The 15,116-nt window shown below is 42.8% G+C and carries 13 protein-coding genes and 1 tRNA gene; 5 read left to right on the top strand and 9 right to left on the bottom strand.

Going from position 1 to position 15,116, the window contains the following annotated elements; all coding sequences use genetic code 11:
- The first annotated feature begins 112 nt into the window (after positions 1 to 112).
- Positions 113 to 1,069: a 2OG-Fe(II) oxygenase family protein gene (locus tag E5672_RS03640; RefSeq protein WP_136780944.1), complete on the top strand. Its 957-nt coding sequence runs from the start codon at positions 113 to 115 to the stop codon at positions 1,067 to 1,069.
- A 128-nt stretch (positions 1,070 to 1,197) separates the two neighbouring features.
- Here E5672_RS03640 and E5672_RS03635 read toward each other — a convergent pair whose 3' ends face one another.
- Together E5672_RS03635 and E5672_RS03630 are read right to left on the bottom strand one after the other, a co-directional pair.
- Positions 1,198 to 1,764, bottom strand: a complete 567-nt coding sequence (locus E5672_RS03635; RefSeq protein ID WP_136780943.1) for a cytochrome b — start codon at positions 1,762 to 1,764, stop codon at positions 1,198 to 1,200.
- Between the two features lie 221 nt (positions 1,765 to 1,985).
- The gene (locus E5672_RS03630; RefSeq protein ID WP_136780942.1) at positions 1,986 to 2,789 is read right to left on the bottom strand and encodes an SDR family NAD(P)-dependent oxidoreductase; all 804 of its coding nucleotides are present in this window, start codon (positions 2,787 to 2,789) and stop codon (positions 1,986 to 1,988) included.
- Positions 2,790 to 3,204: 415 nt separating this feature from the next.
- On the opposite strand from E5672_RS03630, the gene asd reads away from it, so the two are divergent.
- Entirely contained in the window at positions 3,205 to 4,329 is a 1,125-nt protein-coding gene (gene asd / locus E5672_RS03625) for an aspartate-semialdehyde dehydrogenase (protein WP_136780941.1), read from the top strand.
- Between the two features lie 124 nt (positions 4,330 to 4,453).
- Here asd and E5672_RS03620 read toward each other — a convergent pair whose 3' ends face one another.
- Complete coding sequence (locus tag E5672_RS03620) at positions 4,454 to 4,813, bottom strand: VOC family protein (protein ID WP_136780940.1); 360 nt, start codon at positions 4,811 to 4,813, stop codon at positions 4,454 to 4,456.
- Between the two features lie 122 nt (positions 4,814 to 4,935).
- Between E5672_RS03620 and E5672_RS03615 the strand changes: the two genes are divergently transcribed.
- Entirely contained in the window at positions 4,936 to 7,461 is a 2,526-nt protein-coding gene (locus E5672_RS03615; protein ID WP_240692146.1) for a response regulator, read from the top strand.
- A gap of 4 nt (positions 7,462 to 7,465) precedes the next feature.
- Here the strand turns inward: E5672_RS03615 and E5672_RS03610 are convergent, their stop codons facing one another.
- Both E5672_RS03610 and E5672_RS03605 read right to left on the bottom strand, forming a co-directional pair.
- Positions 7,466 to 8,626, bottom strand: a complete 1,161-nt coding sequence (locus E5672_RS03610; protein WP_240692145.1) for a porin — start codon at positions 8,624 to 8,626, stop codon at positions 7,466 to 7,468.
- A 193-nt stretch (positions 8,627 to 8,819) separates the two neighbouring features.
- Positions 8,820 to 9,836: a 2-dehydropantoate 2-reductase gene (locus E5672_RS03605; RefSeq protein WP_136780938.1), complete on the bottom strand. Its 1,017-nt coding sequence runs from the start codon at positions 9,834 to 9,836 to the stop codon at positions 8,820 to 8,822.
- A gap of 219 nt (positions 9,837 to 10,055) precedes the next feature.
- Here E5672_RS03605 and E5672_RS03600 point away from each other — a divergent pair, with 219 nt between their 5' ends.
- Entirely contained in the window at positions 10,056 to 11,231 is a 1,176-nt protein-coding gene (locus E5672_RS03600) for a patatin-like phospholipase family protein (protein WP_136780937.1), read from the top strand.
- A gap of 20 nt (positions 11,232 to 11,251) precedes the next feature.
- Here E5672_RS03600 and E5672_RS03595 read toward each other — a convergent pair whose 3' ends face one another.
- Positions 11,252 to 11,896: an HAD family hydrolase gene (locus E5672_RS03595; protein WP_161569372.1), complete on the bottom strand. Its 645-nt coding sequence runs from the start codon at positions 11,894 to 11,896 to the stop codon at positions 11,252 to 11,254.
- A gap of 192 nt (positions 11,897 to 12,088) precedes the next feature.
- Here E5672_RS03595 and E5672_RS03590 point away from each other — a divergent pair, with 192 nt between their 5' ends.
- Positions 12,089 to 12,523 carry a hypothetical protein gene (locus E5672_RS03590; RefSeq protein ID WP_136780935.1) on the top strand — a complete coding sequence of 145 codons (435 nt, stop codon included), beginning with the start codon at positions 12,089 to 12,091 and terminating at the stop codon, positions 12,521 to 12,523.
- Between the two features lie 122 nt (positions 12,524 to 12,645).
- On the opposite strand, the gene E5672_RS03585 is transcribed toward E5672_RS03590, so the two are convergent.
- From E5672_RS03585 to E5672_RS03575, 3 genes are all read right to left on the bottom strand, one after another.
- Entirely contained in the window at positions 12,646 to 13,383 is a 738-nt protein-coding gene (locus E5672_RS03585; RefSeq protein ID WP_136780934.1) for an SDR family oxidoreductase, read from the bottom strand.
- A gap of 181 nt (positions 13,384 to 13,564) precedes the next feature.
- On the bottom strand, positions 13,565 to 14,734 hold the full coding sequence (locus tag E5672_RS03580; protein WP_136780933.1) for an aldo/keto reductase: 1,170 nt from the start codon (positions 14,732 to 14,734) through the stop codon (positions 13,565 to 13,567).
- A 188-nt stretch (positions 14,735 to 14,922) separates the two neighbouring features.
- A tRNA-Ser gene (locus E5672_RS03575) sits at positions 14,923 to 15,013 on the bottom strand.
- Between the last annotated feature and the right edge of the window lie 103 nt (positions 15,014 to 15,116).

Here is a 15,116-nt window from a genome sequence, read left to right as displayed (position 1 = left end):
ATTACGCATTTTTAAACTTTATAAAGTGCAATATTCTTTCTCCATCGACGCGCTGTCATCAATGCTACTCAATAACCTGCGCGGATACAGTGCATTTAAATGGAGAATATTTATGAGCCTTTCAAAAACACAAATAGCAACTTCCGATAAGGTTGTAGCGAACAATAGCGCACTGCAACAAGCACGTGCACTGGCGCTTCCAAGTCGCAATGAAATGTTGAAACGTGCACCAACTGTCCAGCGCTTTTGGGACAGTAACCGCGTATTACTTGAAAACGCTTGGCAAGAATGGGACGAGCTAAACAAGCAATTAGCTGAATGGGTAACAGAAAGCTTGATAAGTGAGCCACTTCGTAATGCTGTTGCGTTAGCATGGGAAGACCCAGCTAGAGAACAAGCAGTGGCAAACTTGTGGGAGGAAGTTTTGCCTGGCGTGTATCAAGCTCAGCTATTTGATGTTGAAAAACTTCACTTACTTCGGGCTTATTTAGACGGTGTGGCCGATGCCGGTATTCCGCTTCGGCCTCCATACGGCATTGCGTTAAATCGCAATGGCGGTATGTTGGATGCACGTTCTGAAGGCTATTTAGCGGCACCTGCATTCCAAGAGTTTTATAACCTGATCATGGATAAGTACATGCGCCCTATTTCACGTATGTTGTTTCCGGAAATAATGGGCTTTGATACCCAAACTTTCGGGTTTTCAATTCAATACCAAGAAGGCATGGACACTTCGCTACGCCCACATACTGATGCGTCTGCTGCAACGATGAACGTAAATTTAAACCTGCCTGGAGAAGCTTTTAAAGGATCGGAAGTAGATTTCTTTAATCAGGAAACGGGCAAGGTCACACGTACGGTATTCGCCCCCGGTGTTGCTATGCTTCACAGGGGCAGCGTGCCTCACGCCGCACAGCCTATTACTGGCGGCAGCAGAACCAATATGGTGCTATGGCTATATGGCGATCGTATGCAGATACCACGAGGCGTTTCACTAACGTCAATGGCTGATGCCAAATCGAGGTGGACGGTTCCAAGCAATCCAAAAGATAGTTTTGCGCCTTTCTAATAGAAAAAAGCCGAGTTATTAAACAACTCGGCTTTCTTTCATCGTCATGTTATTACCACTTTGGTGGCACGCAATATTATTACCACCTTAGCGGCACGCAAAAAAACATGAATTTGAGCGTAGAAGGTTTATTCGCCAATTGATTTGCCCAGCATACGCTTTAAGGTGCCGTCTTTATCAACAATATGGTGCTTAAGCGCGCCAGCTATATGTAGCAATAAAGCAACAATTACAGTGTAACCAAGGTAAAAGTGTATAGTGCCTCCCAACTTCGACAACTCGTAATTAATGGGTAAGGTTTTTTCTGGGTCTTCTACACTAAAGTTTTGGGCAAACACTTCTAACCCGAAAACCGATAAGCCATGACCACCAAGAACAGATGTCATTAGCCCAGAAATAGGCATTAATAGCGTTGCGATGATCAACACCCAATGAACAATTGATGCGAGCTTGTGCTCTATAGGTTTGTAGTTAGCCGCCGCGCTTGGCCAGCCATTCTTCATGCGCCAGATAACGCGTACTATCGCGACGATTAATACAAGAAAGCCAAATGCCTTATGCCAACTAAATAGCGCATAGACATTGTTCTCTGTCATGTAAATACCTGTGGCAAGTAACCCTATTATGGTCAAACCTACCAGCCAATGTAGAATTACCGTAGTGGTAGCAAATTTATTATGACTATCGTACTGCATGCTTTCCTCACTCTATTTGTTCATACCAAGAACTACGTTTTCCATAAAGCGTATCTCAGTATTTCAAAATCCCTCACACATTGTGAGGGATTATGCTAGAGAAACAAGCAAGTTTAAGACCGTTTATAAAAAAATGACAAATCTTTCGTAAATGACAAAAAGCGTTAAAGGTATGTAGGAAGCATTGCAACATTGAGCGCTAAACAACCACTAAGCCGCCATTAATGAGCAGAAATGATTTCTTCCATTTCTGCCACCAACGCTTTTTTATTAGTGGAATAGCCTGCAAATGGGTGAGGAGCAGCAAACGTGTTGTGGTCGTTGTCAAAATAGTCTCCCGCCACACTATTAAAACGGTCAGAGAACGCAGCTTCAGCTAAGATCTTAGCGCCTTCTTTTAAATCACCACCAGCAACGCCGTAGGCATCTTTAACCATTTTGCTACCTAAAAACGATTTGGGGTTAACCGACACCATCTTAGGTCCTTTTGTCTGGTACTTCTCTCCAAGATACGTTGTCCACATAGTAATGCCCAGTTTACTTTGCGCATAAGCAGCACCATCTGAAAGCTGAACTTCACCTCTGAGCGCAGCAAAATTTATCGGCGCTTGAGCAGCAGAAGACACATTTATTATGCGACTTGTCTCATCCATAACATCAATAAGCGATAGCGTTAACATGTAAGGCGCTATGGTGTTAACCATAAAACGTGCGTCTAGCCCAGAGAGCGTAATAGGGTTTTCCATGGCAAATACACCGGCATTATTGATAAGCACATCTAATCGCTCGGTTTTTGCTTTGATCTCTACTGGCAGCCTTTTAACATCTTCAAATAACGATAGATCAGCCTGTAAAATAGTAATGTTGCTTTTGGGGAATTGCGCTTCAAGTGCCCCTTTAATATTATCTAGCTTCCCTTGGCTTCTTCCATGCAAAAAAAGTGTATGGCCTTCTTTTGCCAACATTTTCGCCGTTTCCAGGCCAATGCCGTCAGTTGCTCCGGTTATCAATATCGTCTTCATCACACTCTCTCTGCAGTAAATAATACTAATGTTAAGGACACGTCGTATATTCGAACCAACGCATACTGAGACAGGTTACCAGTGATAAAGAAACTCGATAACACAGCCTTTAGTAAAAGCAGTTTCAAAGAAATCTATATAATAGGCTGCATATATATCTAGCGTTTTTAAAATGCTTATATCTGCGATAGATAATTTATAAAAACCATCTAGCCAGCGCGATAAATAACACTTAGACTGCGAGGACAAAAATAAAAACGACAGGTATTGCGCCGACATCTACATAAGCGGCGCTCGACATCACTTTTATGTTTTTTAATACACGCGCCAAATATCGAAAGGGACTGCGTATTGAATAATTTTGATAAACATAGGTGATAACGTACTTTTCATTTTAGTAACAAGGGTTCTCAGTTTAATGTCACAACAAAAAGTAGGTTTAGTGGGCTGGCGCGGTATGGTTGGCTCAGTATTAATGCAGCGCATGCAAGAAGAGCAAGATTTCGCGCACATTGAGCCCACCTTTTTCACTACCTCGCAAAAAGGTAGTGCAGCACCAGATTTTGCTGGTAAAGATGCTGGTGTTCTAGAAGATGCGCACGACATCGAAGCGCTATCTAAACAAGATATTATTATTACCTGTCAGGGCGGCGACTACACAAAAGCAGTGTACAATGACTTAAGAGCCACTGGCTGGAAAGGTTATTGGATTGATGCTGCGTCTGCGCTTCGTATGAAAGACGACGCTGTAATTATTCTAGATCCTGTAAACCGTAAAGAAATTGATAGTGGCATTGAGAAAGGCATTCGCACTTACGTGGGTGGAAACTGCACGGTTTCACTGATGTTGCTAGCGTTAGGTGGTCTGTTCGAGAAAGATCTTGTTGAATGGGCATCTCCGATGACTTATCAAGCCGCTTCAGGGTCAGGTGCGAAGCACATGCGTGAGCTTATTAGTCAAATGGGCGCTATTCACAGCAATGTGAAAGAAAAGGTTGAAGACCCAGCTACCGCAATTTTAGAAATTGATCAGCAAGTGTCAGAGTTTATTAGAAGCTCAGACTACCCTAGCGAACAGTTTGGTGTACCGCTTGCGGGCAGCCTAATTCCGTATATTGATTCACAACTACCTTCAGGTCAAAGCCGTGAAGAGTGGAAAGCACAAGCCGAAGCAAATAAAATTCTTGGCATAAAAGATAGCGAAGTACCTATTGACGGTATTTGTGTGCGCGTTGGCGCAATGCGCTGCCACAGCCAAGCCATTACGCTAAAACTTAAGAAAGATTTGCCGCTTACTGAAATTGAAGACATTCTTGCTAAGCACAACGATTGGGTAAAAGTTATTCCAAACGATCGCGACGCAACCATGCAAGAACTTACGCCTGCAAAAGTTACCGGTACGCTATCTATACCCGTTGGCCGTATTCGCAAGCTAAGCATGGGCCCAGAATATATTTCGGCTTTCACAGTTGGCGATCAACTCTTGTGGGGTGCCGCAGAGCCGCTTCGCAGAATGTTGCGTATTGTGTTAGAACAAAACTAACGGATAGTTTTTAGCTAATTAAATTAAACGTTAAAACGCCTTGCGGGGATACTTTCGCAAGGCGTTTTTGTTTGCTGAGCGACCAACAGCGACACTGCCGAGTGGTAAAATTCGTACTTAACCGTTATTTTACCGACTCAGACCAAACTGCAAGCTCATTTCCGCCAGGCTCAACAAAATGAAATCGACAACCACCAGGAAAATCAAATAGCGGCTTAGTAATTGTTCCACCAGCATTTTCTACACGACGTTGAGCTTCAGAAATATTAGAGGCATAAAGTACCAACAAAGGTGCGCCAGTTTCTGTCTTTAACACCCGTTCAGACGCAAATATACCACCGTCCAAGCCAGCATTGCTAAACGCACTGTATTCGCTGCCATAGTCGGTAAAACGCCAGCCAAACGCGCTTTCAAAAAAAACTTTTGAGAGACCAAGATCTAAAGATGCAAATTCGACATAGTTGAGTTTTATACTTTCTTGCATGCCTACCTCTTATTAAACGTTACACATTGCATACTATACTTAACTTTAGACTTATTGCTTAAATTACAAACGGGCTTAATCGTTTAATATAAGAGACATATGATTTATTCAGGTCACTTAGTTTGCAGTATTTTATTAGTTTGACACTCTTGCTAACCCTTATTTGGTGCGTTGGAACAGTTCATGCCAATGCGTCTATTGCAGAGGATGTCAGCAAAATAAAGATAGACGTAGAAACCTCTGTTCCTATGCCAATAGGTGCTGCAATAGAAAAGTTAGAAGCTTGGTTGTTATCTGAAGATTTAACGCTAGACGAAAAAAGAAAAGTGGGTGCACTTTATGTTCAGTACCAACTTGCCATCCATCAACGACCTTCCGACCAAATCATTAATACGCTGACAAAGTTGCAAGACAATACGAGCGACGGCCTTACCATTGCAACTGGTGTGGCTAGGATGCACGGTATTTCTGCTGAATATAAGAAAGCCTACGCGTACTTTGATAAAGTTATATCTACGCCAAATATACCACCGAGTATCAAAGCCTACGCCCTTATTTACCAGGTATTGACCTATAGCGAAGGACAGGTTTTCGCGCCTAACGCTGAACTTATCAATTCGGTTAACGATATACTCACCAAACACAAGCTTACTGAACTTAGACCCCTGTACTACGCCATAGTGGCAGACTATTATCAATCAGTGAGCGCTTATGATATTGCACTTACCTATTATGATAAGTCTTTAGAGGGTGCACAGGCCGAATACCAGCGAATATTGGTCAGTGACAACCTTTATGCCATCGGTATTTTGTATCGAAACTTAAAAGAATATAGTAAGGCTATCGATTATTTTGAACGTGCCATCGAGTATGATTCGCAAATAGATATTAATTATTCTGAATTCCTTGCTACTTACGGCATCGCCACTACCTATTATCGTTCAGGTAACCTTAAGAAAGCGCTGACACTGTCTGATAATGTTCTTGCTCATCCTCTTTCTTCTTCTTTTTACAATAGCGAAATTTACCGATTAAAAGCGGAAGCCCACCTTAGTTTAGGTGAATTAAATGAAGCGACGGATGCGCTCAATAATGCCCGCAAACTTTATGATCTTAATCGCGAAGATGAGCAAACAACGTGGCGTGCTCAACTCGACAAAACAGAAGCTTACATTACCGCTGCGAAAGGCGATCACGCACTGGCGTTCAAGCAATTTGAGGTTTTCCACCAAGCCTACTTAAATGCAAAAAAATACGAAGACCTAGAGCTCATAAAAAGCGCGAACTTGGTTGATCAAATAACCCAAGAAAAAGACAGAGCTAATCAACTAGAGAATGAAAACAAAGCCTTCGAAGAAGCGCTTTTGATAAAAACCGAGGCTCAGCGCACCCAGTCACTTTTTTCCACTCTCCTCATTGTACTTGTGACTCTTACACTTCTAACAATTATTATCATTTTGATATTACTGAGTAAATCACGACAGGCTAATGCGCTCTACTTAACAGCGAAAGAAAAAGCAGAATTAAATAATCGGTTAAAGTCTGAGTTTATTTCTAATATTAGCCATGAGATTCGTACACCTTTAAATGCCATTATTGGCTTTGGACAATCGTTAGCGAGCCGTGCAGAAGACGTGCAGGCAAAAGATCTTACCAAGAAAATCGTCAACGCTTCTGAAATGCTGCTTCAACTTATTAACGACCTACTCGACTTCTCGAAAATTGAAGCGGGCAAGCTAACATTGGCTATCAGACCCCACAATATCAATGAAAGCCTACTCACACTGGTCGACATTTTTTCAGACCAAGCAGAACGTAAAGGACTATTGCTCCAGCTTCGTATCGACAAGAGCCTCAACATCGATTTAATGTTTGATGAACTAAGGTTCAAGCAGATATTGGCCAATCTATTAAGTAATGCCATCAAATTTTCTGATAAAGGGGTTATCGAAATCGGGTTATCCGTGGCTGAAGTCAACGAACGTCAATGCACCCTACACTGCTGGGTAAAAGATAACGGAATTGGTATTTCGAAAGAGAACCAAGTGAAGCTGTTTACACCTTTCACACAGGCAGAAAGCTCCATAGCACGCAAGTATGGAGGTACAGGTCTTGGGCTTAACATCAGCAACAATTTGCTTAAGCTAATGGGTTCTTCACTGACGCTTGAAAGTGAATTGGCGCATGGTTCTACTTTTTCATTTGATGTGACATTTGCTATTGCAGAAGATATTGATGAACCATTACCAGAGAAAGATAAGCAACCGTGCTTACTTAAAGGCGCTCGTATTCTCCTTGCTGAAGACAATGACATTAACGTTGAAGTCATAAAGGCACTTCTTGATGAATACCACTTAGATTTTACGCACGTATCGAACGGACAAAAGGCTATTGATGCACTAAAAGCGAACACCTATGATTTAGTGCTTATGGATATTCAAATGCCAGAAGTAGACGGGCTGAGTGCCACGCGACATATTAGAGATGCGCTTAAGTTAAAGACCCCCATAGTTGCACTAACCGCCAATGCCATGCAGCAGGACATCGAAGACTGTCTAGCTGCAGGAATGGATGCTCACGTGGGCAAGCCCATTGACAAGACTCGTCTCGTCGCCATTTTAAATGACTTTCTTACTCGCAGGGCGTAAGCATTTAAAAACTCACATCCCACTGCAAAGCATAAATGGTTTCGTCCCCTACTTCAGTATCAAACTGGTCAAGTGAAACGCGACTTATTTCTGCGGTGAGTTTGTTTTCATGGCCATTAAAAAAATAATTGAATGCTAGGGTCTTTTCAAAAAAGTGGTCATCGTGTTCATTATTGTTTGACGAGTAAGTTCCGTAGCGCGCAGCTATTTCAAGGGGTTCAGGCCACCCTTCAATTGATTCACTTAAGAAATACCCCGCCTGCACATAATAACCGCGCAGTGTAGACTGGGTGTTGTCGTTTGCTAGGTCGACAATTTCTTTTTCGTGATATTCCGCTTGTGCATTTAAGCCCTTGTAAAAATATGCGCCGTCTATAACGAATTGCGCAATATCGTACTGGCCTTCCACCTCACCTTCATCGAAGTTGGTCAAGTTACCTGCACCCGAGGATGAAAAACGCGTGAACTGGCTTTTGAACTTCGCCCCAGCTACTGCCAAAGCAGCTTTAGGTTTAGCTGAACGTTCAATATCGCTGTTGTTAAAATCAACCTTTTCTCCTAACACATTCCACTGAAAACGCCCGGCATACATGGCTTCTCCGTCATGATTACTGTATTCACCTCGACCAGACCCATTAAATACGCCTATCCAATAATTAAAATTAGAAGCCCCACCCTTATCGACATGACCGTATAGCGATGCGCCCATTTGTCTGTCTAGGGTGAAAATTCTATTGATAATTGATCGGTCCATCATTTGTTGGCCGCCGCTGCTAACACTGCGCTCTCTGGAATATTCGACTTTCCACTGACCCAGTTTAAACCGAAGCGCGTCATATTTTTCAAAAGATAAAGTGGCGCTCAGCGTACGCTGGTCAACCGCATCATATTCCACATCATATGTAATCCAAGGTACACCAATGTGACCATCTAACTTCACTCGCGCCCTGTTAATACCAAATTGATTCCCGGCATTATGTGTAAAATCAGCAAGCTCGGTAGGTTGGCCTATACCAGGGTTGGCATAACGAAACTGAAGGCGACCGCGCACGCGTAGCGACAAGGTGTCGTTGTCGCTTTGAAATGTTAGGCCATTGCCATTGTATGTAGAAGACGTGGAGCTAGACTCACGCTCAGTATTAGTGTCTGAGGCTACAACAGACAAGGGTGAAAATGATACTGCTGAAGCGCTCAGCAAAAGACAAGCAGAAAAGACGTTTTGAAAAAGCAAAGCACACTAAATATAACGGAAATTTGCGCGCAGGATATATACTTTAGTATAAGAATCAAGGGCTGTGACACAAAAATGACATAAAACTGTAATAATTAGCGTCGAAATACGTCAGTAGGCTGGGTCACTATGTTATTAGCATTGCACTTGCAGGTAAGTGAGGACTTCCTTTTCGAGCAACTTCATGCAGCTTTACCAGACCAACAATATGCTTGTTCACTGGCGTTGGGATATCATTTTTCTCGCCTAGCCTGACTATTTCACCATTCAAGTAATCTATTTCAGTTTGTCGCCCCAGCATCAAATCTTCATACATTGATGAACGAGCTTCGGGATCTATTTTAAGCGTAGAAGAAGCGACCACATTAAATAAAAAATTGGGCAAATTCATAATGTGTGGCATCAGTTTGGGAATAACCTTACCGGTTCTAGCTGGTGTGATGCCTTCTGCTTTTAACACTGCCAAGGCTTCGGACAATACCTTAGCCGTCACCAACCTGTATTGACGGTCTTCCAACTGTGATTTTAACGGTATGCCTGATAATGCATTAACCGCGTTATTCAAGTTCATAATGAGTTTGCCATACTGTATAGCCTTCATATCGTCATAGACTGTTACCGGCAAGGACGCGTTTCTAAACGCCTTTATGATGTTAGAGCAATGGTTGTTGGGGTCTTCAAGGGCAATATTACCTTCAGTGCCGCAGTGAAAATGGCCTTTACCTTTATAAAAAACATTGAATGGCACCATACCTGCAATTACGCGCTGCTTTACATGTTGGCGAAGCAAGTGAGCATTTCCCACTCCGTTTTGAAGACTAATTATGACTGCAGATTGCTTTGCATAGCGGTTGAGGATAGCAGCAGCCTGCTCGGTATCTTGACTTTTAACACACAGCAAAATGACGTCAGCGTCAGGCAAACTTTCGTTTCTTATTGAGAAAGTGATTTTTGCAGGGTTAATTAGCTGCTCCCGGCCTTGCCAATCGGATACTTTTATACCGTTTACTGTGATGTCATCACACAAACGCTGCCGGCCAATGAGCGTAATTACATTAGAAGCAACTAATATGAAGTCAGACGCTAATAAGCAGCCCGCAACATAACACCCGATACTTCCCGCACCTAACACGGCAATTTTCATGAATGACTCCCGATGAATATTCAGCGTTTTACATCTTTAAGACTGCGATTAAACGATCAAAATGTAAACACAAAAATTACACACAGATAACAAAAAGTGTTGCAGTATCAGCTATTTCCTATCAATACGATTCATTCTTTCAATTTTCACCTGGTCTGTGATCTCTCTACAATTAGACCAAGTAGTCAATTTGTATACAAGGTCAAATAGAGGATCGTCATGTTGGGTCAAAAATCTGCACCTTCTTTAGCTTATTCTAAAGCTCGCAATGCTGATATGCCGAATAGAGGCAAAGTTGCCCTAGTTGCGGAAGGTGGTGGGCAACGTGGCATCTTTACAGCAGGCGTACTGGATACATGGCTAGACGCGGGTCACGACCCTTTCGATATTCTTATTGGTACATCAGCAGGTTCACAGAACCTAACGAGCTTTGTTGCGCGTCAAAAAGGCTATGCAAAACGTCTTATTCGCGGCTTAACCCGGCACAAACGTTTCTTTCAAATGGGAAGAGGCTTAATGGGTAAGCATATAGTCGATTTAGATTGGTATTTTGACAAAACCAAAGAAGCGAACCGACTACTTGATCTTGATACGGCTAAGGCAAACGTGGCGGACAGAGAAATTTTGTTTACCGCTACCAATTCAAGAGATAGACAAGCGTACTTTTTGGACCCTATGAAAAGCACTCACAACTGGGTAGACCTTATCAAGGCGTCAAGTGCACTTCCTTTGCTATACAAACAAGGCGTACCGCTTCACATTGATGTTGAAACTAAACCAGCAGCCAATACGGATTTTTATCTAGACGGTGGTTTAGCAGCGCCGTTACCCGTTACTGAGGCATACAAACGCGGAGCGACGAAGATTGTGGTTATTCGCACTGTAGATAAAGGCTTTCAAGCACAGTCGCCTTGGTTGCAGAAATTAAGTGCTGTGATGTGTGCAACAGGTACGTGTCCGAAGACTATCGACTATTTGCTACAGCACGAACAAGCGTATCAAAAAGAGTTGGCGTTTATTGAAAACCCGCCAGAGGGTGTAGAAGTTATACAAATTTTTGCATCTGATAAACTGCAAAGTAAGTTACTTGGTAGCTCAGATGCACAACTTCGTCATGATTATAAGCTTGGGAAACTTGCGGGCATCAGATTCTTAGACGAAGACGCGCAAGATGTAGGTGTAAGTGTAGGTGAAGATGTAGATGTAGGTGTCAAATTACTAGACAGAGTAGACATAGCCCAGCACAGCGATAAGATTAGTATTACGGCGGACACCAATCAATTAGCGGGTAATAAAAGCGATAACGTGCAACGTTCTTCATTTACAATGCCTTTCCCCGTTCGCTCAAAACAGCAGATAAATGGGCGTAAACAGGAAAAGCGAATGTCAGCGTAGTTCGTTTGCTATCTCTTTTCCTATTGGGGTAATGTCGCTACCCAGCTCTCAAGGTTTTCAAATACCCCAAGGGCCGCCGAAAAGTCGTGACTTGCCGATAAGGGTGTGGGGATTGCAGCCGTTTTAATTCCTGCACTAACGGCGGCTTGCAACCCAAACTCTGTGTCTTCAACAGCCACTACTTCATGTGCAGCCAACTTCATTTGAGATAGGGCAGCTAAATAACAATCGGGCGAAGGTTTACCTTCAACTACGTCATCAGATGAAACGATACACTCGACAATATCCTCAAAACCATAGAAAGAGAGTGTCTTTTCAACCGCCAACCGAGCGCCCCCCGTCACTATGGCTACGCGCAAGCCACGAGTTTTACAAAACATAAGGGCTTCTTTAGCCCCTCGCATTAAGGGAAACGCCTGTTGTTCTAAAAACTGAAGAGTAAGTGCCCTTCTCTGCTTAAAAAGCGCGTGTGGCGACAAGGAAAGTGAAAAATCCCGAATGATATCGCTAGCATTATTCATTACTGAGATACCAGCCATACGGGTGTGGTAATACTCAAATGTTAACTCTTTACCCATTCCAGCCAGCATGGTTTTCCATAACTCAAAATGCGTCATTTCTGAGTCGATAAGCGTACCGTCGTGGTCGAAGAAAATGGCTTTCACGGTAAGCACCGTAAAACTAAGTTAGATGGCATAGAAAATAACCTTGTGCATTACTGTTAACGGCTTTTACCGCACGGAAAAGTGTAAGAAATTGATATATAAAGAAAATAAATGAAGCTAAAAACCAGCTACCTTGACAGCAAATAGAAAAGTATTTATAAAACGCTTTTTCACTATTTCATCAAGTAAATCATGTCAGAATTATCAACACCTGTAAAACAAACCGAAGCACACAAACTTATTGAAGGCCTATTGAAATCTAGCGATCCAACTGCCGAGCTAGATAAAATTTCTGAAGAGTACAACATTGCAAACTGGGGGCAAACTAACGCTGTTTCTGCCGACCTTTACGATGCAGTACGCGACTTACTTGGCAAAGGTGTAGCTACAGGAAACGACCTAGTAGCGGGCAAAGACACCATGGACCCAATTGTACATAAAGTGCAAGAAGAAACAGAAAAGCTTATCGCTAACCCAAGCGAAGCAGACGCTGATCGCGTTCAAACTTTTGTACTTGGCTTCCTACGCACTTTCGTAAGCCAACTACTTCACCCAGGTACAAAGAAAGCAATTTACGCGAAAAAGCTACCTGATCTGATCAAGCTTCACCAGCAGGTGGCTAAGTAAGAAAAATTGAGCGAATACGTCTGCGCAGGCAGAAAACGTTAGTTTAGTATTGCTTCATATATTGATTGAAACCCGCTTAATCGCGGGTTTCTTTTTGATTAAACCAATATGCTTCATAGACCTTAAACAATGCCACCGTTTGCTCTGATAACTTGACCATTTATCCAGATACCGTCTTCGCTACATAAGAATGCAACAACATTAGCAATATCCTTTGGCGTACCTAAACGCTCCAATGGCGCCATATTTTTTAACTTCTCAACAAAGTCTTCCGACTTGCCTTTCATAAACAGTTCGGTGTCAGTGGGGCCGGGTGCAACAGCATTTACTGTAATGTCTTTTCCCCATAACTCTTTAGACGTAATGGCAGTTAACGTTTCAACGCCAGCTTTTGTTGCCGCGTAAATGCCATATTTTTCTAATTTAAGACCTACTATAGAGGTGGATATATTTACGATTCGGCCACCTTGGTTTAGCCGATTAACTGCTTGCTGCGTGGTGAACATGACGCCTTTAAGATTGATATCCACATGTTGATGAATGGTATCTTCACTCACATCTGCTAATGCATCCATAGAAAGAACGCCCGCATTGTTAACGAGTATATCGACCGGACCAAATTGCTTTTCAGTCTCATCAAAAAGATGTTTTACACTTGTAATATCAGACACGTCCGCTTGAATGGCACAAGCAACGCCCCCTTTCTTCTTTATATCATCAACCACGCTTTGCGCTTGCTCTTCACTTCCCGAGTAATTTACAACAACCTGGGTGTTTTCTTGGCTCAATCGTTTAGCGATTTCAGCACCAATACCTCGCGATGATCCTGTGACAATAGCTGTGCGCACGTTGTTTTTCATAACATTCTCCATTGAAGTGGTAAATTCCTTTCATAATTGTGTTTACGCGCTCACTGCGAGAACGTTTTCAAATAGCGATGATTGGCTGATGTAGTTAGGTAAAGTGCAATAACAATCGAGCGCTTTAAGATGAACAGCTAAATAATAAAAGGGCCATTATTTCATGACCCTAAGTGCTGCGTTAAGCATTGGGAACTGGCGCTGCTTGGACAATAAGCCCTTCGCTCTTAAGCTCACTCCAAAAGTCGTTGGGTACTTTAACCTTCATTGCAGCTACATTTTCGTGTATTTGCTCTGCCGTTCTAGCACCAGGAATTATTGCTGAGACAACTTCTGGCGCTTCAGCGAACTGTAATGCCGCTGTCTTCATATCGATACCATACTTGTAGGCAATATTGCTGATTGCAGCATATTTTTGCTTCATTTTTTCAGGAATTGTGCTGTCGTAATTAAATCTATCGCGTCCAGCCAAGTAGCCACCATTAAGCGGTGCGCCCACTACCACTGACATATCTCGCCTTTCGATCATAGGAAAGGTTTTCTGTAACGCAACTTCGTGGTCGAGCAATGAATACTGCAGTGCGAGTAAAAATATGTCAGGGTCTGAATCTTCTAGTGATTTATAAACAACCTCAGGCGTATTTATACCAAACCCCCAAGCTTTTATGATGCCTTCGTCACGCATTTTTGAAAGCTCTGGCATTGCGCCTTTAACAGCTTCATCGTAATACTTTACCCAGTCCTCGCCCATATCGCTGTTTTGCGGAGAGAGATCATGGATATAGACTATATCTAAAGACGACACGCCAATACGATGCAAGGTGTCTTCTACTGAGCGTCGCGTACCTGACGCTGTATAGTCATATTTATAATGAAAAGGTGAATGATTCGCCCAATGCCACTTTTTCTCAAGAGGCTCTGAAGAAGGTGTAAGTAGTCGACCAACCTTAGATGATAAGACATAGTCGTCGCGACTTTTGTTACGTAATAAGTCACCAAACCTGCGTTCACTTAGGCTTAAGCCATAAAACGGTGAGGTATCGAAGTAACGTATTCCTGAATCCCAAGCTGCGTGAAGCATACTCAGTATTTCCTCATCTGGCGATATGGTATTGAAACCATTGCCAGCGGCCAAGCCTCCCAGCCCCATACGCGATAGAGGGCGGTACCTTTTACTGTCCCCTGGCCTGTTTACGGGTAACATTTCGTGACTATTGTAGAGCCCTCTGGTCGGCATAACCTCACCAGATGACGCTTTGACTTTGAGTTTGTCCGCGAGTGCGGTAGAACTTACTGCTGATGTGAGGCCTAGCGCAGCCCCAGCTTTGATGAAACTCCTTCGAGATACCATGGAAATGTGCTCCGTAGAAAACAATAAAAAATTGCGAATACTACGTAGTAGAGATACCTAAACCTGTACGTGGAAGATCAAGAGTAGGTGGATATGGGTGACGACTTATTTTAAAAGCTTTATTTATAATTGCTTAAGTCCATTTCTTTAGGCACAAAAAAAACGGCATAAAGCCGGTTCTCAGTATTTGGCGGAGAGAGAGGGATTCGAACCCTCGATACGCTATAAACGTATACACACTTTCCAGGCGTGCGCCTTCAGCCACTCAGCCATCTCTCCAAATTTTGTATCAAGAAGTTTTTAACTACGAAAACCTTTGAGCGCGCGTATAGTAGGTAAAGCCGCGCGCTTAATCAAGAACTTGCTGGAAAATATTCAGCAA

The sequence above is a fragment of the Alteromonas portus genome (genome assembly GCF_005117025.1).
GTDB classification, from domain to species: domain Bacteria; phylum Pseudomonadota; class Gammaproteobacteria; order Enterobacterales; family Alteromonadaceae; genus Alteromonas; species Alteromonas portus.
Note: the sequence above shows the minus strand (reverse complement) of the source record. Positions and strands in the feature narration are given on the sequence as shown.